Annotated in this window: 21 protein-coding genes and 1 riboswitch; of the genes, 10 read left to right on the top strand and 11 right to left on the bottom strand. The window is 41.2% G+C overall.

Annotation, left to right across the window (positions count from 1 at the left end):
• Positions 1-274: 274 nt before the first annotated feature.
• On the top strand, positions 275-1705 hold the full coding sequence (locus tag AAFM34_RS14235; protein WP_341663927.1) for a DUF2867 domain-containing protein: 1431 nt from the start codon (positions 275-277) through the stop codon (positions 1703-1705).
• A 16-nt stretch (positions 1706-1721) separates the two neighbouring features.
• On the opposite strand, the gene AAFM34_RS14230 is transcribed toward AAFM34_RS14235, so the two are convergent.
• The 4 genes from AAFM34_RS14230 to rsuA all read right to left on the bottom strand — a co-directional run bounded on the left by AAFM34_RS14230 (position 1722) and on the right by rsuA (position 5596).
• Positions 1722-2753 (bottom strand): SGNH/GDSL hydrolase family protein, encoded by a 1032-nt coding sequence (locus AAFM34_RS14230; protein WP_341663925.1) that lies wholly within the window; start codon positions 2751-2753, stop codon positions 1722-1724.
• A gap of 118 nt (positions 2754-2871) precedes the next feature.
• The gene (locus AAFM34_RS14225) at positions 2872-3531 is read right to left on the bottom strand and encodes a DUF2913 family protein (protein ID WP_341663923.1); all 660 of its coding nucleotides are present in this window, start codon (positions 3529-3531) and stop codon (positions 2872-2874) included.
• On the bottom strand, positions 3531-4736 hold the full coding sequence (locus tag AAFM34_RS14220) for a Bcr/CflA family multidrug efflux MFS transporter (RefSeq protein ID WP_341663921.1): 1206 nt from the start codon (positions 4734-4736) through the stop codon (positions 3531-3533). The genes AAFM34_RS14225 and AAFM34_RS14220 overlap by 1 nt, the downstream gene beginning before the upstream one ends.
• Positions 4737-4894: 158 nt before the next feature.
• A complete protein-coding gene (rsuA, locus tag AAFM34_RS14215; RefSeq protein WP_341663919.1) occupies positions 4895-5596 on the bottom strand; it encodes a 16S rRNA pseudouridine(516) synthase RsuA in 702 nt (233 codons plus the stop codon).
• Between the two features lie 73 nt (positions 5597-5669).
• Between rsuA and AAFM34_RS14210 the strand changes: the two genes are divergently transcribed.
• The 4 genes from AAFM34_RS14210 (at position 5670) to AAFM34_RS14195 (ending at position 9914) form a co-directional block, all read left to right on the top strand.
• On the top strand, positions 5670-7406 hold the full coding sequence (locus AAFM34_RS14210; RefSeq protein ID WP_341663917.1) for a DEAD/DEAH box helicase: 1737 nt from the start codon (positions 5670-5672) through the stop codon (positions 7404-7406).
• Between the two features lie 105 nt (positions 7407-7511).
• Complete coding sequence (locus AAFM34_RS14205; protein WP_341663941.1) at positions 7512-7910, top strand: PepSY domain-containing protein; 399 nt, start codon at positions 7512-7514, stop codon at positions 7908-7910.
• 11 nt (positions 7911-7921) lie between these two features.
• Complete coding sequence (locus tag AAFM34_RS14200; protein WP_341663914.1) at positions 7922-8581, top strand: response regulator transcription factor; 660 nt, start codon at positions 7922-7924, stop codon at positions 8579-8581.
• Positions 8571-9914, top strand: a complete 1344-nt coding sequence (locus tag AAFM34_RS14195; protein WP_341663912.1) for an ATP-binding protein — start codon at positions 8571-8573, stop codon at positions 9912-9914. Before AAFM34_RS14200 ends, AAFM34_RS14195 begins: the two co-directional genes overlap by 11 nt.
• Here AAFM34_RS14195 and AAFM34_RS14190 read toward each other — a convergent pair.
• The 5 genes from AAFM34_RS14190 to AAFM34_RS14170 form a co-directional block, all read right to left on the bottom strand.
• A complete protein-coding gene (locus tag AAFM34_RS14190) occupies positions 9908-10360 on the bottom strand; it encodes a hypothetical protein (protein ID WP_341663911.1) in 453 nt (150 codons plus the stop codon). The genes AAFM34_RS14195 and AAFM34_RS14190 overlap by 7 nt on opposite strands.
• On the bottom strand, positions 10353-11027 hold the full coding sequence (locus AAFM34_RS14185) for a winged helix-turn-helix domain-containing protein (protein WP_341663909.1): 675 nt from the start codon (positions 11025-11027) through the stop codon (positions 10353-10355). The genes AAFM34_RS14190 and AAFM34_RS14185 overlap by 8 nt, the downstream gene beginning before the upstream one ends.
• A 150-nt stretch (positions 11028-11177) precedes the next feature.
• On the bottom strand, positions 11178-11627 hold the full coding sequence (locus AAFM34_RS14180; protein WP_341663907.1) for a hypothetical protein: 450 nt from the start codon (positions 11625-11627) through the stop codon (positions 11178-11180).
• Positions 11620-12282: a winged helix-turn-helix domain-containing protein gene (locus AAFM34_RS14175; protein WP_341663905.1), complete on the bottom strand. Its 663-nt coding sequence runs from the start codon at positions 12280-12282 to the stop codon at positions 11620-11622. Before AAFM34_RS14175 ends, AAFM34_RS14180 begins: the two co-directional genes overlap by 8 nt.
• Positions 12283-12627: 345 nt before the next feature.
• Positions 12628-13224, bottom strand: a complete 597-nt coding sequence (locus tag AAFM34_RS14170; protein WP_341663903.1) for a DJ-1/PfpI family protein — start codon at positions 13222-13224, stop codon at positions 12628-12630.
• Between the two features lie 153 nt (positions 13225-13377).
• Here AAFM34_RS14170 and AAFM34_RS14165 point away from each other — a divergent pair, with 153 nt between their 5' ends.
• The 3 genes from AAFM34_RS14165 (at position 13378) to AAFM34_RS14155 (ending at position 15503) form a co-directional block, all read left to right on the top strand.
• Complete coding sequence (locus tag AAFM34_RS14165; protein WP_341663901.1) at positions 13378-14364, top strand: hypothetical protein; 987 nt, start codon at positions 13378-13380, stop codon at positions 14362-14364.
• A 52-nt stretch (positions 14365-14416) separates the two neighbouring features.
• On the top strand, positions 14417-14914 hold the full coding sequence (locus tag AAFM34_RS14160) for a hypothetical protein (RefSeq protein WP_341663899.1): 498 nt from the start codon (positions 14417-14419) through the stop codon (positions 14912-14914).
• 142 nt (positions 14915-15056) lie between these two features.
• Positions 15057-15503 carry a DUF417 family protein gene (locus AAFM34_RS14155; RefSeq protein WP_341663897.1) on the top strand — a complete coding sequence of 149 codons (447 nt, stop codon included), beginning with the start codon at positions 15057-15059 and terminating at the stop codon, positions 15501-15503.
• 67 nt (positions 15504-15570) lie between these two features.
• Here the strand turns inward: AAFM34_RS14155 and ribB are convergent, their stop codons facing one another.
• Positions 15571-16227 (bottom strand): 3,4-dihydroxy-2-butanone-4-phosphate synthase, encoded by a 657-nt coding sequence (ribB, locus tag AAFM34_RS14150; protein WP_341663895.1) that lies wholly within the window; start codon positions 16225-16227, stop codon positions 15571-15573.
• Positions 16228-16340: 113 nt separating this feature from the next.
• Positions 16341-16483: riboswitch (FMN riboswitch) on the bottom strand.
• A 280-nt stretch (positions 16484-16763) separates the two neighbouring features.
• Here ribB and rplY point away from each other — a divergent pair.
• Positions 16764-17042 carry a 50S ribosomal protein L25 gene (rplY, locus tag AAFM34_RS14145; protein ID WP_114784692.1) on the top strand — a complete coding sequence of 93 codons (279 nt, stop codon included), beginning with the start codon at positions 16764-16766 and terminating at the stop codon, positions 17040-17042.
• Positions 17043-17275: 233 nt separating this feature from the next.
• On the opposite strand, the gene AAFM34_RS14140 is transcribed toward rplY, so the two are convergent.
• The gene (locus tag AAFM34_RS14140) at positions 17276-18223 is read right to left on the bottom strand and encodes a hypothetical protein (RefSeq protein WP_341663892.1); all 948 of its coding nucleotides are present in this window, start codon (positions 18221-18223) and stop codon (positions 17276-17278) included.
• 368 nt (positions 18224-18591) lie between these two features.
• Between AAFM34_RS14140 and AAFM34_RS14135 the strand changes: the two genes are divergently transcribed.
• Entirely contained in the window at positions 18592-18909 is a 318-nt protein-coding gene (locus AAFM34_RS14135) for a hypothetical protein (protein ID WP_341663890.1), read from the top strand.
• Positions 18910-18964 lie beyond the last annotated feature (55 nt).

Raw genomic sequence — 18964 nt, 5'->3', positions numbered from 1 at the left:
GGACACTGGCTCACACGATATATTCTAATTTTCATTCGCTCAACAATGAGTTCTCGGAACACTTCTAGGTTTTATCAAAGACTGTGATCCCTTCGGCAGTATAAAACTCCAACTATGCCTACCGTTTCATCGCGATCCATAAATAAGCTAACGTATTAACATAAAATAAAAAAACAGACCCGATGTTAATACTCTCAGAGCTAGAAAGCTTTCTGAAAATGTTAATTAAAGCACCAAGATGAAAGCCCAAGCTTTCATGTAAAAAAGGAATACGATGAAAAAAATATTAGTGCTAGGCGCATCGGGATACTTAGGCTCCCAACTACTCTCAAAGCTATGCGGTTTAGGTTACCGCGTCACGGCAGCTGCGAGACAAATTGATTACCTTAGGGCGCGAGTACAACCTCACAAAAACCTTACCCTGATGTATCTCGACTTAGCCGATCAACAAACCACACTAAATACGGTTGCAAAATTCGACATTATTTATTTTCTAGTTCATGGAATGGCCCATGGCCACGACTTTCTCGAATATGAACTTTCCCTAGCAACTAACTTTAAATCTGCACTAAAAAATAGCGATGTACAACACGTCATATATCTCAGTGCCCTTCAACCTCAAACTGGCAATTCCGAACATCTTAAAGCACGGCTAATGACAGGTGATATCATACGCCAAGCTGGCCGTCCAGTAACTGAGCTTAGAGCTGGTGTCATTATTGGCCCCGGATCTGCTGCATTCGAAATTATGCGCGATTTCGTTTTTAACATGCCTTTGCTGATAACTCCAAAATGGGTTGATTCCAAAGCCAACCCAATCGCGCTTGAAAACTTGAATCATTACTTAATCGAACTGGTGAAAGAAACACCGACCACACATAGTCTATTCGAGGTCGGTGGCCCTGATGCCCTTACCTATAAAGAACAATTTTTAATTATCAGCCAAACAATTGGTAAACCTATTCGGATTTTTTCCACTAACCTACTGACACCTAAATTTGCTTCATATTGGCTTGGTATAGTCACCTCTGTCCCTAAATCGATAGGTGCGGCACTACTTTCAGGTTTAAAGTATGACTTTATCGCAGATTGGCAAGCCATTCATAAACGATACCCTCAAAATTTAATTGGTTATGAAGAAATGGTCCAACAAGCCATCTCAGCAGAAAGTAACTATGTAGAAAGCGAAGTCTGGGGATATGACCCCGCAGCTTTTAGACGCTGGCAACCAGGTTATGGCTACTACCCCAAACAGACAGGTGCGAGTATTCAAACCCGAGTCAGCGTCAGTGCTCTGTGGCAAACAATCCAACAATTTGGTAGCCGAGAAGAGGGTTATTTTTATGCTAATGTGCTTTGGCGAATCAGGGAATGGCTCGACTTACCATTCGGAGGTGGCCGCCCTATAAGGCGCTCTCCCCCTGGCCCAGGAATTAAAGTTGGGGATTATATCGACTCATGGAAAGTCATTCGTTATGAGGAACAACAATTCCTTTCACTATTATTTGGTCTTAAAGCCCCTGGGCTGGGGCGTTTGGAGTTTTCACTGAAAGACTTAGGTAAGACGCGTAAGCTAACCGTTACTGCATGGTGGCACCCACAAGGGCTTAGAGGTCTACTATATTGGTTTGCCATGATGCCGGCACATATATTTATATTTAAAGGCATGATTAGGGCTATTGTAAATAAAGCCCAGAAGCGTTGAAAAATAGCCTAAAGTTCTAATTTACGCTTTTTTTAATTACTTCAGAAACATATTTTGCATAAAGTTTATGCATATTGGTTGTTGGATGAATCCCATCCCAGTACATAAAGTGCTCCGGATTACCAGTGACCTTTCCTGTTTCGGTTTCTAACGATGCTTCTGTCACATTCGTCAACTTGATGTTGAGCATTGTATCCTCATAAAACCCCGCTTCTAGAACAGTTTCTTTAATATTTTTATAAAAGGTGTAAGCGTCTGCGTAAACAATGTTTACGCTTGGGTTCGCTTGCTTTATATCTTTAAGTTGGCTTTCAAGTATCTGGTTAAAACTGCGTATAAAGCTATTCGCTTCATTGGCTTTGTCTTTTAACCATGGCGCTTTAGAAAAATCTGGAATGTTTGAAACTATGATAGTTTCCGCCTTATTGTCGATGAGTTTACGTATGTCGACTGAAACCATAGATGCAGCGTCTGCTCCGGTTTGGCCTAACTCACCATACAAGCTGTACCACATGTTATTCGTCCCGGCCATATAAGTAACGATTGTGCCCTTTTGAAAAACACCTTTTTCAGCAATACGGTTTGATATCTGCAAGCTTGAATTCGGAAGTACTTTCCCACCACTAAACGAGAGCACATCTTGATCTTTGTTAAGGTTATTGAAATTTCCCGATAAAGCCATCGCACCTCCAACCGACCAGTTATTCCCTATCTGTGGTTCCATATGAATAAAGTATGAGCTTTTTTCATCTCGTTTCTCTACATGGATATCGGTATTAATTTCCATCCTTGCCGGGGATACGGGTGGAAGCTTTAGCATTTGCGCCAGATACTCTGTCCATACTCGACCGTTACTCGCCCTGCCTTGCCAATTGGGGTCAGAGGTTGAAGCAAGAAGAGCACCTTCTGTCGCTATACTGAACTCTTGAGAAACAGCAAATTTATTGCCGCAGTCTGATAAGCTATCGCCGAAGCTGGAAATGCTCTTAAAATCACTCGCCAATAGGTACACTGGGCATAGCAATGCAAATAAGGTTAATAATCTCATGTCGTGACTCTATCCTAAAACTCATGGAATATGGCTGCATAACAGACAGCTTAGGCAACATAACTAAGCTCATATACTTCCGATAAGTATTGTAAAGAGTCACTTCACTAGTATGAGATTAGAGAGGATACCCAATAGGTATTTCAGCCAATTGTTCTCCTTGGTTCGCGGGGTAAACCAAGTACTCACCATGATATTTGACGTTCGACTTATAATCCGTGATTTTGTGCAGCATAAATCCAGCATTTGCTGCCTTTTCTATAAATAAGGCATGATTTCCGCGAACAAACCAACTCATTGGCTTGACTAAGTCCTCCCCATCAAAACAGTCATCACACTGTTTAGAACAAAGCGCAAAAGAATTCGGTCCTTCGGTGAAGATTTGGACCTTACCACAATTCACAAGCGGCTCCGAGGTTGATACTTCCCATCCTTGTTCCTCCATGGAGTCCAAGAATTCGTTAATTTCATGATCTTTTATCTGGCGATGTGTCGAGTTGATTGGGAAAAAATCCACATAAAATTTCGCAATACGTTGGAACGTATTCATTAGAGCCGCATTATTGCCTTTAGATCTCCCCTCTTTCTGCCATCGAGTCAAATCTCCCTGAACACAGCGATGAAAACGCTGTGATTTTATCGCTCGCGTTACCCATCTCACCAAATAGTGATTATTAGAGACAGGAGCATCCACTACTTTACCTGTTTTATGTTCGCTCGCGAGTTCCTGCAATGCGCAGTTAACTAAGTTTTGAATTTCAGTTGTATACAGAGACATTACGCCTTTCTTCCAAATATCCAGTAACACGTCGTGGACAATATCGAACACGCCGTCATAACACTAATCATTGGCCAAACAACGCCATCAGGCATAAATGCAATAATGCCTCCCATTACAGACCCAGTACCAAAACGAAGTGTACCAGCCAGTGATGAAACGGTGCCAGCCATTGTCGGATAGCCACTTAGTAATAAAGCCATTGTATTACTTCCAATGGTAGCTGTTGTTCCAACAAAAAGGACCACGAAAGGTACAGTGCCCCATAGGCCTAGGTCAAGAAGCCAACCAACAAATAAACCCACTCCTGCAAAAAGTTGGATCGAAAGTGCCAACTTTAGCATTGCATGCAAACCGACTTTCTTTACAAAACGACCATTAATCATGGTCATAATAATCATTGCAACAATATTTAAAGCAAATAAATAACCAAACTCATTGGGCTCTACGCGATATATATTGATGTAAACGAAAGAACCTGCGGTAAGAAACGAGAACATACCAGCAAAAGAAAAAGCACCTGAGAATATTAATCCAACCACAACTGGGTTACGGCATAGGCCCGCATAATGTTTCAATATTGATACCAAACGAAGAGGCTGCCTATTTTCCTCTGTAAGGGTTTCTGGAATTTTCCACAGCACAAGCGCTATAACGATCAAAGAAAACACAGCTAAACACCAAAAGATGCCACGCCAACCAAACCATATTGCAATGTGCCCACCTAACATGGGCGCAACTAACGGCGCTAGGGTAATCACTAAGGTAATAAAGGACATGGCGCGAGAAAAGTCCTCTCGATCAAACATATCACGCACTATCGCCTGAATAATCACCGCAGCGGCAGCACCAGCAAAGCCCTGAATCCCTCGTATCAATATCAGAGCATCAATCCCCTCTGTTCGAGCACTAATAACCGAAGCAATCGCAAACGATACCATTCCTATTATGAGAACGGGCCTACGGCCATAGCTATCAGCTAATGGGCCTTGAATAAGCTGCCCTATGGCAAATCCAGCGGTGTAAACTGTCAAAGTGATCTGCACTGCACCTTCTGCAACACCCAAATCACGCGCAAGATTTGGCATTGCTGGCAAATACATATCAATAGCCAGCGGCGTTAAAGCGCCGACGGCTCCTAATACTAAAAAGAGTAGATAAGTAGCTTTTTGAGAAGATGGTGAAGAGAGGGCGTGATTAGACATAAGTCTCCATAAATATTTTGGGACTGCTAGCCGTTTGGCTAGAGACAAATAGAAAGCAGCTATCAATACAAGTGTATTATTTATCTAGACTATATTGAGCTAACAGAGTGTAAAAGACTACTTCCTATTTGGAACTAAACCATTTCCAATTTAACTGACTAGTGCCAAACTGAGTCTATTTCTTCTTGGGTAAGAAAGCGGTATTCTCCGGGCTCTAAGTTTTGGTCTAACTCTATCTGACCGATGCGTTCTCTATGCAGATGCTCCACCTTATTGCCAAGCGCGGCAAACATACGTTTGACCTGATGATACTTACCTTCTGTAATCGTCAGTAGGAGCTCATTTTCTTTAGGATCAACGATCTCAAGTTTGGCAGGTAGAGTTGGCGCTTTTTCGTTGCGTAACTCGATTCCATGAGCAAACTTCTCTACATAATCAGAGCCAATAGGATCTGCAAGCCAAACACGGTAGGTCTTTTCACACTTATGCTTTGGTGAGGTAATACGATGAGACCATTTTCCATCATCTGTGATAAGCACTAAACCTGTCGTATCCACATCTAAACGGCCAGCAAAGTGAAGATCTTCCATCTTCACCTCGTCTAACAACATGAATGCTGTCTGATTAAATCCATCTTCGTGAGAACAAACAAAGCCATCAGGTTTAAACAACATAATGTAACGAGGGCCTGGCTTTTGAATTTCTCTCCCCTGCCACTCCACTACACAGTTGTCCGTTACTTTGACAGAGCCACTTTTTTGCATGACATCATTTACAGTAACGTCACCACTTTTGATTATTTTTGTTGCTTCTTTACGTGTTGCACCCAAAGCATCACATAAGTATTTATCTAAACGCATGATTACCTCATCCACATCGGGTAAAGTATTATAGAATGCCTAGCCCAAATAGTTGAGTAGTTTCACGCGATTTATGTACACATTAAGACCTTATCAAGCTGATTCAGTGAAAGCCGTCATCCACTATTTTCGCAAACACTCAAGTCCAGCAGTCTTGGTGCTGCCAACTGGCGCAGGTAAGAGCCTTGTTATTGCTGAACTGGCTAGATTGGCTAAAGGAAAAGTACTAGTCTTGGCACATGTCAAAGAGCTGGTTGAACAAAATCATGCCAAGTACGAAGGTTATCAACTCGAAGGAGCCATTTATTCTGCTGGTCTTGGCCGAAAAGAAACCGATAAACAAGTTGTGTTTGCTTCAGTTCAATCTGTAGTCCGAAACCTAAATGACTTCAAAAATCAGTTTTCCCTTCTCGTGATTGACGAGTGCCACAGAGTTGCAGACGACAAGAACACCAGCTATCAAAAGGTCATTCATCATTTACGCGAATTAAACCCCGGCATTAAAGTCCTTGGTCTTACCGCGACTCCCTACCGTCTCGGGATGGGATGGATTTATCAGTACCATACGCGCGGCCTAGTCCGTACAAAAGAACCGAGATTCTTTCGAGATTGTATTTTTGAGCTACCGATCCGTTACCTACTTGACCAGAATTTCTTGACCCCAGCTCGCATGATGGATGCCCCCATACTTAGCTATGATTTTTCGCAGTTAAAGCCATCAAGTACTGGTAGGTACAAAGAGCATGAGTTGGACATGGTTATTGACCAAGCAAAACGAGCCACACCACAAATCGTTCACCAAATCATTAACCATGCACATAATAGGCAAGGTGCTATGGTTTTTGCCTCTACAGTCCGCCATGCTCAAGAAGTTTTATCATTACTTCCATCTAATGAATCCGCTTTGGTTATAGGGGATACTTCAGTATCAGAGCGCGACTCTATCATCGATGGCTTCAAAAATCGAAAAATCAAATTTTTAGTAAATGTATCGGTATTAACCACAGGGTTTGATGCCCCACATGTCGATTTAATTGCTATTTTGCGCCCTACAGAATCTATCAGCTTGTATCAACAAATTGTTGGTCGTGGTCTTCGCTTAAGTTCAGGAAAAACTGAGTGTTTAGTGCTCGACTATGCGGGCAATAGCTATGACCTATATCAGCCAGAAGTGGGCGAAGCTAAACCTTCACCTGATAGCGAAATTATCACCATTCCCTGCCCCGCATGCGGCTTTAACAATAACTTTTGGGGTAAGCTCGACAGTAATGGGTTTCTAATCGAGCACTATGGACGAAAATGCCAAGGATTTTTCGAGGATAAAGCAACTCAAGAAAGAGAACATTGTAACTACCGATTTAGAGCAAAATATTGCAACGAATGTGGCGCGGACAATGATATATCAGCAAGGGTTTGTCACCAATGTGACGCGACATTAGTCGACCCTGACAAAAAGCTTAAAGAGGCATTAAAACTAAAAGATGCGCTTGTATTTGAGTGCTTGGCAATGGATTTAGCTCTGCATAAAAACGAGAAAGGTAAAAACTGCCTAAAGGTATCCTATTTTGGTGATAACCAAGCACAAGTCCATGAATTTTGGTCATTATCCACACCAAAGCAAAAGCAGGACTTTAAAAACTTTTTTGTCAAATCTCACCTCGCTGACAAACACCGACCTTTTGAAGAATCCTCCCCGAGTAAAATCGTCAACCACCAGCACCGTTTTCGACCACCACAGTTTGTCATTGCTAGAAAGTCAGGGCGATTTTGGAAAATACGCGACAAGATATTTGACGACGAATTAAAATGATTTTTCCGCCACAAAATTTGATGTAGTTTTATGGCCCATTATTCACTTTGTATTCAGAAAAGATTGGTTATACTCAAGCATAGAATTTTATAGCAAGATAACATGATGTTTAATAAGCAGTTAGTAGGGCCACTTATTGCTGCCCTTTGTGTGATAGCAAGTACTTCGGCTTACCCCAAAACAGAATCGGATAAAGACGGCCATGCCTTAGTGCAAGATATTCATCATGCAGGAGCTGAAGTCGAGTTCGAAGAAGACCAAGACGAAGTCTATGATGCCGTACATAAAGGCTATATTCGCCCCTTTTCAGAGCTTTACACTATGGTCGAAAAAGATCTTCGTGGCCGTATCATCAAAGTTGAACTTGAAGAGGATGACGATGTTTGGGTTTATGAACTCAAGCTTAATTACAATAACAACATCATCAAAGTCGAATACAACGCTCAAACTTTAGAAATGATTCTGATTGAAGGTCGGAATTTCAAACAGGCCCTAAAAAACTAAACGGGATCATAATGAAAATACTTGTAGTGGAAGACGAGCCTCGCCTGGGTGAGCAAATAATCGAATCATTGGAAAAAAACGGCTGGGTTCCTGAGCTTTCAATAGATGGGATAGACGCACTTTACCGCGCAACATCGGAAGAATGGGATGCGATTGTTCTCGACCTTGGCTTACCAAAATTAGATGGTCTTACTGTTTTAAAAAGCATTCGTGATGAAAACATAAACACCCCTGTTATTATCCTTAGTGCAAGGGATGGTCTTACCCAAAGAGTCGAAGGACTTAACTCTGGTGCCGATGACTACCAAACCAAGCCCTTTGAAATGGTTGAGCTTATTGCTCGTGTGCGTGCACAGCTTCGCCGAGCTTCGGGTAATGCATCACCGATAATGCAAATGGGTTGCCTAAGCCTAGATACACGAACTTCTAAAGTCATGTGGCAAGGCCAAGCAATAGATCTTACTGCTTTGGAGTACAAAGTGGTTGCCTATTTCATGCACAACCCTGAAAAAGTTATCTCACGTACAGAACTGGTCGAACATATCTACAAGCAGGACTTCGACCGTGACTCCAACACTATCGAAGTTTTTATAGGCCGTATCAGGAAAAAAATTTCACCCAAAGTTATCAAAACCGTCAGAGGTTTAGGGTATCAGCTCAATGCCAATTAGGAAGATAAGACTCATCAAACGACTTAGCCTCAAAAGCCGATTAGTTCTAGCGGCTGTTGTTTGGTTGACCGCGATGATAATTGCGGCGGGTGTCATGATGCCCTCTCAGGTTTATCTTTATATGCAGGAAGATACTAAACAGCAACTGGCTATTTATATGGATGAAATAGCTGCATTACTTGAAGCCGATGAAAAAGGAAATCTCAAGTTAACTTCTCCTCTTTCTGATCCTAGATTTACTCGCCCATACAGCGGTTTTTATTGGTCAGCTAAAACCGACAAAGCCTTACTTCGCTCACGTTCATTATGGGACAAAAACTTAACGACTAAAGATGAACACGATTTATTAGGAGCTCGCGACGAAAAGCTTATCTATATTCAATCAACCTTATACTATCCGGATTACTCTGGTCCTATTGAAGTCACAATTGGCACAGACCAACAGCCCATTGCGGATACCGTTCGTAAACTAATGAGTCAATTGTGGTTCATTCTTGGACTTCTCTATATCGGCATTTTGGCTTTAATCGCTATTCAGGTGCAATGGTCTTTGAGGCCGTTAAATAAAATGCATAAAGAGTTATCACAATTACGTAGGGGGGAAAAAACGCAGTTAGACCAAGAGTATCCAAAAGAAGTCGCACCTGTTGTTTCGGACCTAAACGCACTGGTTTTTCATTATCAAGAGCTTCTTGAACGAGCTCGTCATCACGCGGGCAATCTCTCGCATGCATTAAAAACACCACTTTCTGTGTTAAAAAATGAAGTATCCACCAAGGATTCTGCTACTCAGGAGCAACTTCGCCCACCAATAGACCAAATCCAAAATCAAATTGACTACCATTTAGGCCGAGCAAGAATGGCTGGAGCAAAGAATATTTTGTCTGTAAGTGCCAATCCATCAGAGCGAGTTGACGCCATTTCCATGGCATTTGATAAAGTCTACGTAGAGCGCAATATTTGCCTCATCAATGAGTTAGATAGCGACATAAATGTCTCTGTTGAGCAGACTGACCTTGATGAGATGTTGGGCAATCTTATTGAGAATGCATATAAATGGTCTAATAGCATTATTCGTGTCCATTCTATATCACATAAAGACAGCCCTGAGTCGATCGACATTATGATAGAGGATGATGGTATGGGCATCCCAGAAGAGAAGCTAGGCACAGCCACTAAGCGTGGTGTTCGCTTAGATGAAACCATGCCAGGGACAGGTTTAGGCCTCAATATTGTTTGCGAAATGGCACACAGCTATCGAGGCAAGTTAACTCTCAGTCGAAGTGCTTTAGGTGGGCTAAAGGTCATTCTGTCTATGAAGTTAGCTCAATAGCTCATATGCAGAGCCACTTTACTCCCAACCAGTGCAGCACTGTGTGTACCAAGTTTTACTAGCTTCATGTGTCCATCGAAGGCCCCTTGCCGGACAAAAAGCTGCTCTATAACACCATTTCTTTTGGGCTCTATATCCAGACGATTATGTTTTCTCATGGCAAAAAATATTCCGTCACTATCGAGCTCATACCAACCCGAGCTGGTATATCCCACCTGGCTCTTTGGCAGTAAAGCATAGACACCATAACTGCTGTCTTCTTTCAGTATTAGCTCAACTCGCAGAGGTAAAGTGACACCAAAATTGTTATCTGGGTCTACCGAAGAAACATAAGCAATAGTGTGACTGCTCATATGTCTATTGATAGCATTATGATTTAAATAAGCGATCAGCGCACCTAACATTGCCCCTGCAATAATGATGAAAACGGCCGCTAACTTACTCACAACTCAATACCCCACTCTTTGGTCGAAAACTCAAAGAGCGTCCGCTTTTATCAACTAACAAGGTTAGCTCTCCAAAGTCGTACAAGCTAACGTCTTGATAACGAACTTTGGTACCGTTAGTACCTGGGGCAAACCAACATGCGCTAAAATGCTTTTGTTCAAACGATATATCAGAAAGAGGTGAACGCATCTTCTCTACGATGAAGTAACTGGTTAATGTCGAGCAAAAAAATAACCCTACAGCCATCAATAATGTCCGCTTTGGTATATTAGGTTTGTGAGCATGGTTAATTTCATTGAGTTGTATAAGTTCATCAGGTACTTCGATTTCAGTGGGTTCAAAGCCTGGCTGGTAACTTTCCACTGTACCTACAAACTTATAGCCTTCACCACGTACAGTTTTAATCACCTCTCCAGAACGATCTTCAAAGGCCCGCCGGCAGCTCGAGATACAGTGCATCAAGCTACTCATCTCTACAACAATACCTCGTCTTTGCCAGACTTGGCACATAAGTTCATCTTTGGTTAGTGTTTCACCAGCACGCTCAACCATAAAGTTAAGCAACGCAATCTCATTAATTCCTATTGGGTAACGCACGTTACTATTCAGGTTTTGAATATAGCCATGTTCAGGATCGAAAATCGAATCCCCGTTAATGATTAGCATGAGTTCTCTTAGGTTAGTAACTGTTAGTACTTTTTATACCTAAGATTTTTTTCCCTAAAGTTAGGGAACTGTCAGCTTGATGATGTTTCAATATGAAGCATTATTAAAAAATATCAAATCACTGATTTTTATAGAAAAAGCATGGGCGAGTTATATATAAACACTCGAGTATAAATATGAATATCTTGGCGCAACCAATATGGTGTTATCATCATCAAGACGAATTATCTTTAACTCTTCCATAGAATGCATACCGTGTTGACTGAACATAGTTTCCATAATGGAAAGCTTCTTTCCATGAGGTATAACTCGGTCAGCAGAGGTGGGCATTAGAGATAAGCCATTAGAATTAAAGCCGTATCTTCCAGACACATTAAAGCCTATAAGATCATCCGTTAGAAAATACATTTCGTACTGCCCAGAGCGCTTAAAGTTGAGCTGGGTTAGTAGACCTATCTGCTCACTGCCTTGCTGGGTTGGGACAATGATCTCTGTCTTACTCTCGTAGCTTCGATTCATAGTCGGTGAACTTGTATAGGAGGATAAACCACCCACTAATATTCCCGAAATAATGCTAGCAATACATAATTTCTTATTCACATGTCACCTCCACATCTTTGGGACTATAGCTAATAGACGTTCCATCCTCCTTAATTAAAATAACTTGGTTGCCCGTCTCAAATGCACGCACTTGATTAATAACGATTGGAGATACAGTTGATAGAGTGCATGTTGTATAAAAGGCTTCGGTATAGTCAGCTTCAACCCAAGGTGAAACCCAAGAAGAGACCATCCCATGACTGGCAAATGCACTTAATGCAAACATCGCTAGGTAAGCACTGCGCTGTTTATTTAAAACTAACCAACTTGAATCATCTACAGTACCATTACCATTAGGCTGTTGGTTTACTACGGGAGCAATAACCTCAGGCTCAAAATCCCTGATATCGCCATTAAATTGGTACCCCACTCCACGCACAGTACTAATAATCTCCGCATCTTTGTCACGCAGAGCTTTACGGCAACTTGAGATACAATGGAGAAGGCTACTTTCTTCAACAATGACACCTTTTTTATGCCATACCTGTTCAAGAAGGGTGGACTTGGCGAGTGGCTCACTTGGATGCTCAATCATGTATTTGAGCATCGCAACCTCATTACCTCCCAGCATTGATTTATAACCAGTTGTAATATCCTCTACTGAGCCAGCCAGCAGATTTAAAATAAGGTTTTCATTAATTATCAGTATCGACATAAACTGAATAAAGGCATTAGATTATGAGGCTATACGATATCTTAAAATCTAAGAAAAACAAAAACTTTGTGGTCCTGTCTCACAGTTTCATTAGTGAATTGTTATCTGTGTTGCAGACCAATGAGTGATTTCGTATAAATAAACACCACAAACATAAGTATTAGAATCTATACACTAATTAAATTATGTTGAACTCGTTTAATTATCTCGTATTTAAAACCCCCAAACGTGAACAAAATTCATACAAAAACTTCGAAATAGATTTTATGGTGTATTAACTAGGATTGCTAATGTGAAACTTTGAATAAAGGATGAGGCTTCCGTGACTTTCTAAATAAAGGTTTTTTAACTTTTCAGCTGTACTTTATTGGTATTTGACCAATTATACTCCATTTGACGAGCGACTTTTTTGGCAAACGATAAACCATATTGCATAGCGACTAAGTGTAAACTCATATCAATACCAGCAGAAACTCCACCTGACGTTATGTACTTTCCCGATCTTACCCAACGCTTATCTCCGACAACATTCAAACCAGGAAATTGAACGCGTAAGTCCTCAATATCTTCCCAGTGAGTTGTAAGTGTTAATCCTTTTGGTAAGCTTGCTTTTGCTAAAAGAAAAACGCCTGTAAAAACAGACGCAACCAGTTCCGCTGAATCGGCTACCAGAGCTAGCCAGCCAATCACATCCTCCTTGATCATTTCTTTTTGATGCAAACCACCAACAACAACTAGCCAATCTATTTTCGGATGATTTTGTGTTGAATAGTTTGCCAACACTTTAAAGCCACCACGAGCAACGACTGGATGGTCGCTTTCAGAAATCAGAAACGTATTTATATCAATGGCTCCTAAGCGATTTGCTGTACTAAACACTTCAAATGGCCCAGAAAAATCCAATACTTCTGCGTGATCATAAATATAGATACCAATATTCATTGTGCCTCCATGCACCCTTCTTAAAACTTCACAGCACCCTAAGCGATAAAAATTGATATTACGAATTAAGAAGCATTCATTCTACGGAGTTTATCTCATAAAGTCATAATGTTAGATGATAGCATTACACCTACCAGAGAATGAAAAATTATAATGAAGTTATCAAGTATAGCTCTGAATTCTGCGCCACTTGAGCAGCCAGACGCACCAAGATCCGACCAGCCCTTAAATATAAAACGCATAAGCCAGTTATCCAATGATACAAGCCTTCCATCGAATATACGTCAATTACCAACATTATTAATGATGGAGATCCGTCAGGTTGGAGACCGAATGAACGCCATTAGAGCCGGGTTTGAAGATAAAAACCCTTATGCAGCTGCTCAAAAATCTCAGATAGTTCGAGCCCTTACCTCCTCAGACCTTCCTTCAAGATACCTCTCTGTAGATGATATAAAGCGAGTTGGGACAAGCAAGATATTCAGCCTCGACCAATTAAGATTACAAAAAATACATCCTGCCCATGCAGAAAACCTTAATGGCTCTGAGAAGGCCACAAGTTTACTTCACAGTAAACCTGTAAAACTACCCAGTACGGATGCAGAGCACACTGTCAATATCAATGCTTACCTTGCCAATAGACTTCCATCAGGGCTAGTTGATCTTATCAGCAAACATGGTGCAGAGTTTTTTCTTTTTAACTCCAGCGATCAAGACGTAGCTAACCACTATAAAAGACAAGGTTTTGATACATGCTTTAAGGTGTCTTCTCCCACTTCAACTCGCTTCTATCTTTTAAACAACCACCAGACAAATGAAAACAAAATAGTAGTGTCTGGAATAGGCTCTCATACACGCCTTGAACATCAGGTGCTTCAATTCCACTTCTCGGGAATTGATGTTGCAACCAAGCTAACCTCCATTGGTAGTATTGACTCCCTAAAAGCTTCATCGATAAAAAGTTTAAAGTCTCAGTTAGCTCAAATTCAAGCAGACGAAAAAATTCTCTATATCGGTGCTCGCTGGAAAGTCATGGAATCGATCGCCAACCAAGTCTTTAGCCTTTCGGGTGAAAATGAGGGTGAAGGATACAAAAAGCTCAACCCATATAATCACAAAATCGGCCCTTTTTACTTTTGATGAAGTAACTATCACGAACAATGGTAAGACAGTATCAATTGTGGCGCTAAGAATGCCCAATGGCGAGTTATCTTATGACGCGGTAAAGACATTTGCCGAATCAGGTTTTGACAAAATCATGATGTGTGGTGCGGGTGGCCGAATTACTGGCGATGCACAGGTAGGTGATTATATCCACCTAAACCATTCATCTTACGCAGGTAATGCTGTGAATGTGAGTAATACCGAAGTCCTGATACCCAGTGAATTTTCACGCGTCAATACAACTGCTTGTTCTAATACTAATGTCGATTCACCGCTCATTGAGACAAAGTCTTGGCTCGCACAGCAAAAAGAGAACAAAGTAGCAACGGTCGATGTAGAAACGGCACATATATTCAATGCAGTAAATGATAGCCCCTGCTCTGTCACTATCATACCTGGGATATTTGTATCGGATATTGTTGGCGAACATCCTCTTGAAGATAAAATCAGTGGTAATGGCGCAGATAAACATATCGATGAATTTGTAAGAGTAACATGGAATGCACTGCTCCAAGCCCCAAACTAGCAACATTTCTATCATCCAGCCCGATAATACCTAAGGCAATCCAGGATAAAGATTTGTTATTGATAGATTAGGATTTTTAATGAAAGTTTTTCATTGAGCTTTAGGTCTTTGTTCTCATGCTACTTAAGAGGAAAAAGATTTTATGCATGCTATAGAGAACAATACAAAGACTGACAATATTGGTTACCTTATCGGCGTTTTTGGCGTAGCACTAGTGCTGATTTGGATCGGTGTTTATAAATTTACACCGACCGAAGCCAAGCTGATTCAACCTTTAGTCGAAAATCATTTCGCGATGAATTGGCTTTATGGCCTTTTTTCTGTTCAAGCGGTGTCTAATCTCATAGGAGCGGCAGAAATTATTGTCGCCATTGGGCTTATTGTGGGCATTAAAAAGCCAAAAATTGCGTTTTATTCTGGTATCGCTGCGGCAGCTATCTTCATCACAACATTAAGCTTTTTGCTCACAACACCTAATACTTGGAAAGTCTCGGATGGTGTATTAGTCACCAACTTTTTCCTAGTAAAAGATATTTTGTTCCTTGCCGTATCTATAAGCATTATTGAAAGAAATAAGCCAAGCAACTAACCCAAACAAGGAGCCATGAAGATATTATCTTTTTGGCTCCTGAGCAAATACCGAAAATAAGTAAACCTTAAGCTGAGTGACGTTCTAATTGCGTTCGATACAAGGCAATATCTTCTACAGTCAACACTGGCATATTATGTTTTTGGGCAAAAAAAACAACTTCAGGCGTTTTCGCCATAGAACCATCAGGATTGCTGAGCTCACACAGAACGCCTGAAGGGTGAAGGCCAGCCAATGTCATTAGATCAACTGTGCCTTCTGTATGCCCTCGCCTCGAAAACACACCTCCACTGCCAGCACGCAAAGGGAAAACATGTCCCGGACGAGCGAGGTCATCTGGGGTCGCGGTTTCTGCTATCGCTGTCTTTACCGTTGTGACTCGATCTTTGGCTGAAACACCAGTGGTCACACCAACTTTCGCTTCAATACTTACAGTAAAAGCCGTTTGGTTTACACTGCTATTTTTTTCTACCATCGGCGGTAAATCTAGCTTATTAGCATCAGAGTCTGTCAAGCATAAACAAACAATACCGCTACATTCTCGTATCATTAACGCCATCTGCTGAGCAGTCAGATACTGCGCTGAATATATTAAATCACCCTCATTTTCACGAGACTCATCATCAAGAAGCAAAATACCACGCCCTTCTTGAAGAGCAGCAATCGCTTTCTCAACGCGAGTAATAGGTTCACCGAAATCGGCAAGGATAGATGTCTGATTCATGGTTTTCTCCAACTTATTAAGACCAGAACCAGGGCAATGGGAGTTATAAAACAACACTCACACTTATAGGTGCCGTATAAAATACAGCAGCAAGTCCTCTATGTGCTTCGTGCTTCAATTCTCTCTCATCCGGACTTTAACCGTCGGCTCTGGAGTCTCACCAGATCTGCTGTCCTCGAAAACTCGAGCGCTCGCGGGCTTTTCTTGTTTTGAATTTACCGCCGGTGGGGAATTTCACCCCGCCCTGAGAATAACTTACAACTTAACATTGTATACGGTGACATGTTATAGAAAGAGCTAAAAGGCGAATGGGACAAGTGTCAAATAACTCAGAATCAACCTATATAATTTAGACGGTGACTCTGTCAACTTACACAAGTTAAGTCTGTTTGTTATTGCCTGAAAGCCAATACAGTGGTAGTATCCGCGCTCGCTTATAGAGTTACTATCCGTTTCTTCTATAGCGATATACCACATCACGGCAAGGTCGCATTGCTGGGTGTGAAGTTCATTTTTTAAATTTGAGAGTAAATACTATGAAATTTGAAGCAGTAGTACGTACTGAACTAGGTAAAGGTGCGAGCCGCCGCCTACGTCACGCTGGTCAATTCCCTGCTATCGTTTACGGTGGTGAAGCTGCGCCAGTATCAATCGTTCTTAACCACGACGACATCGTTAACCAAATGGATAAGCCTGAGTTCTACGAAGGTGTTGTTCTTGTGATTGACGGCGCTGAAGTGAAAGTTAAGCCACAAGACGTTCAACGTCACGCTTTCAAGCCAAAAGTTGAGCACATGGACTTCATCCGTATCTAATTCCCTACCAAGGAATTTGTTGGATTAAATCCAGCCTTTTGCATAAAGAATATCGGCCTTACCATCCGAGACTTCTAAAATTCGAAACCCCGATGCTACCAACATCGGGGTTTCACCGTTTTTGATCTTTAAAACATCATATGTTTATAATAATCATAATCTTATAATAACCACGTATTCACTAGGTATAGCCATGGTGTCCTTATAGAGTAGTTATTAGCCTCAACGCTTTCCTAATCATCTGCGTGAGCGGCAGCATATACATCTTCTATCAGGTAGTTGTATTTCTCAGGAACAAGAGCAAGCTCACCCCACCCCAGATCTTCAAAACATAAACCAATACCATTCTCTGTAACTTTTCCATAAACCAAAGCATATCGCCCTTCAGTATCATCTCCTATAACATGCTCATGTTGAAGCCAATGAGGAGTTTTGATACAAAAGTCTTCAACCTCTGGTGACTTCTCGAGGAAAGTCATACGAATGTTGTTATCACCAGGAGGGTTTCCCAAGTGACTAGAATTCTCCAGTTTGACTATATAGATCTTAGGTTTTGTGTCTTCATCCTTTACGATTCGAGCATCATGGATAAGCGATGTAAGAGCAATTGCGTGCTGATAACCTGGCAAGAAATAGTAGCGGTAATAATTCTTGTCAAAGTTACGACATATTCCTCTTAAGGAAGTAATTTTACTAGGAACTTTAAACGACTCTCCGTCATGTACCCCTAAAGGTACGTCTACCTCTGGTCCCTCAGGATCCTCAACCTGAGCTTCATCGAATGGTCTAGATTCTCCTGATGGGCGTTGCTCTGGCTTGTCTTTCATGAACCCGTTAACTATAACCAGCTCCTCATTATCAATAGCTTGCTTCACCGATTCAGAACTGTTGTATTTCTTGCCTTCTGCTCTAGCAGAACGTAAAGCACAGGGAATACCTTTGTATTTAGGTAAGTGTCTAAAATGAGCTTCCATATTAGAAGTTGTATGATCTCTATCATGTGGAACTCGGTTAAGATTGGTGAAACACATTGGGCAAAACAAACTACCCTTCATCTCTACTTCATATTCGTCAGGCTTAATTCTTTTTGCACTCTTGAGTAACGAAGCTCGAATCCCTCCCTCAAACTGCCAATCTTCTTTGTGTAAGGCATGTACTATACGTCGATGAAGCTCTTCCATCGTCAACTCCTTTTATTTCTGAAACCAAAATATGAAACGAATTTATATTCATCTAAACGGTCACTTTTTGACTTAAAGCAAATTTTTATCAATGTGTTACGCATCACTCTCTTTGAGTCACAGCGAGAAGAAGCAAATTGTTGTAGGTTGGTGGTGGAGACTTAGGTAACCGAAAAATTTTTATTTCACGAAGGTCAGCCTCGTTTGATCTGAAAATCATGTACAAAGAACCTATTTGGCAGAACATTGCGTATTATTTTCTTACAAAGTCCACGCTAAAATAGATCACAAACATTAAACCACACGCTTAATAAGGGAATGACAACCATGTATCTTATGTGCAACCAAACACGCACGGAGAACAAATCATGGACGTAAAAATCCTTAGCGAACTATTAGATAACGAATACCATATTCTAGAGTTAGCCAGTAAAAAAGGCCTAGATGGTCGCGTTACATTAGAAGTAGTGAAAAAGTTAATTGAGAGTACTGGTAGGCCTGAACTAATCGACGATCACCTCCACAATCACATTGAACATGTAATCAACGAACTTTACGAAGAAGAAAAGATCACAAAAACTAAATGGCGAGACAGAATGATTAATCTCGCAAAACACGTTTCTGAATGGTCTAAGGATAAATCAAAAGTAGGTGCTGTATTGGTTTCTAAAAAGGGGGAGATATAACCCTAATGCCGATCAGTTAAACATTAATCGGCAGATCAATTGAATGATCCCATCA

Source organism: Vibrio sp. (assembly GCF_038138445.1).
Taxonomy (GTDB): domain Bacteria; phylum Pseudomonadota; class Gammaproteobacteria; order Enterobacterales; family Vibrionaceae; genus Vibrio.
Note: the sequence above shows the minus strand (reverse complement) of the source record. Positions and strands in the feature narration are given on the sequence as shown.

Excerpts from the sequence above, each read along its gene's own strand:
- AAFM34_RS14235 (WP_341663927.1), top strand. The coding sequence starts at position 275 with ATGAAAAAAATATTAGTGCTAGGCGCATCGGGATACTTAGGCTCCCAA.
- AAFM34_RS14230 (WP_341663925.1), bottom strand. The coding sequence starts at position 2,753 with ATGAGATTATTAACCTTATTTGCATTGCTATGCCCAGTGTACCTATTG.
- AAFM34_RS14225 (WP_341663923.1), bottom strand. The coding sequence starts at position 3,531 with ATGTCTCTGTATACAACTGAAATTCAAAACTTAGTTAACTGCGCATTG.
- AAFM34_RS14220 (WP_341663921.1), bottom strand. The coding sequence starts at position 4,736 with ATGTCTAATCACGCCCTCTCTTCACCATCTTCTCAAAAAGCTACTTAT.
- rsuA (WP_341663919.1), bottom strand. The coding sequence starts at position 5,596 with ATGCGTTTAGATAAATACTTATGTGATGCTTTGGGTGCAACACGTAAA.
- AAFM34_RS14210 (WP_341663917.1), top strand. The coding sequence starts at position 5,670 with ATGTACACATTAAGACCTTATCAAGCTGATTCAGTGAAAGCCGTCATC.
- AAFM34_RS14205 (WP_341663941.1), top strand. The coding sequence starts at position 7,512 with ATGTTTAATAAGCAGTTAGTAGGGCCACTTATTGCTGCCCTTTGTGTG.
- AAFM34_RS14200 (WP_341663914.1), top strand. The coding sequence starts at position 7,922 with ATGAAAATACTTGTAGTGGAAGACGAGCCTCGCCTGGGTGAGCAAATA.
- AAFM34_RS14195 (WP_341663912.1), top strand. The coding sequence starts at position 8,571 with ATGCCAATTAGGAAGATAAGACTCATCAAACGACTTAGCCTCAAAAGC.
- AAFM34_RS14185 (WP_341663909.1), bottom strand. The coding sequence starts at position 11,027 with ATGCTAATCATTAACGGGGATTCGATTTTCGATCCTGAACATGGCTAT.
- AAFM34_RS14175 (WP_341663905.1), bottom strand. The coding sequence starts at position 12,282 with ATGTCGATACTGATAATTAATGAAAACCTTATTTTAAATCTGCTGGCT.
- AAFM34_RS14170 (WP_341663903.1), bottom strand. The coding sequence starts at position 13,224 with ATGAATATTGGTATCTATATTTATGATCACGCAGAAGTATTGGATTTT.
- AAFM34_RS14165 (WP_341663901.1), top strand. The coding sequence starts at position 13,378 with ATGAAGTTATCAAGTATAGCTCTGAATTCTGCGCCACTTGAGCAGCCA.
- AAFM34_RS14160 (WP_341663899.1), top strand. The coding sequence starts at position 14,417 with ATGCCCAATGGCGAGTTATCTTATGACGCGGTAAAGACATTTGCCGAA.
- AAFM34_RS14155 (WP_341663897.1), top strand. The coding sequence starts at position 15,057 with ATGCATGCTATAGAGAACAATACAAAGACTGACAATATTGGTTACCTT.
- ribB (WP_341663895.1), bottom strand. The coding sequence starts at position 16,227 with ATGAATCAGACATCTATCCTTGCCGATTTCGGTGAACCTATTACTCGC.
- rplY (WP_114784692.1), top strand. The coding sequence starts at position 16,764 with ATGAAATTTGAAGCAGTAGTACGTACTGAACTAGGTAAAGGTGCGAGC.
- AAFM34_RS14140 (WP_341663892.1), bottom strand. The coding sequence starts at position 18,223 with ATGGAAGAGCTTCATCGACGTATAGTACATGCCTTACACAAAGAAGAT.
- AAFM34_RS14135 (WP_341663890.1), top strand. The coding sequence starts at position 18,592 with ATGGACGTAAAAATCCTTAGCGAACTATTAGATAACGAATACCATATT.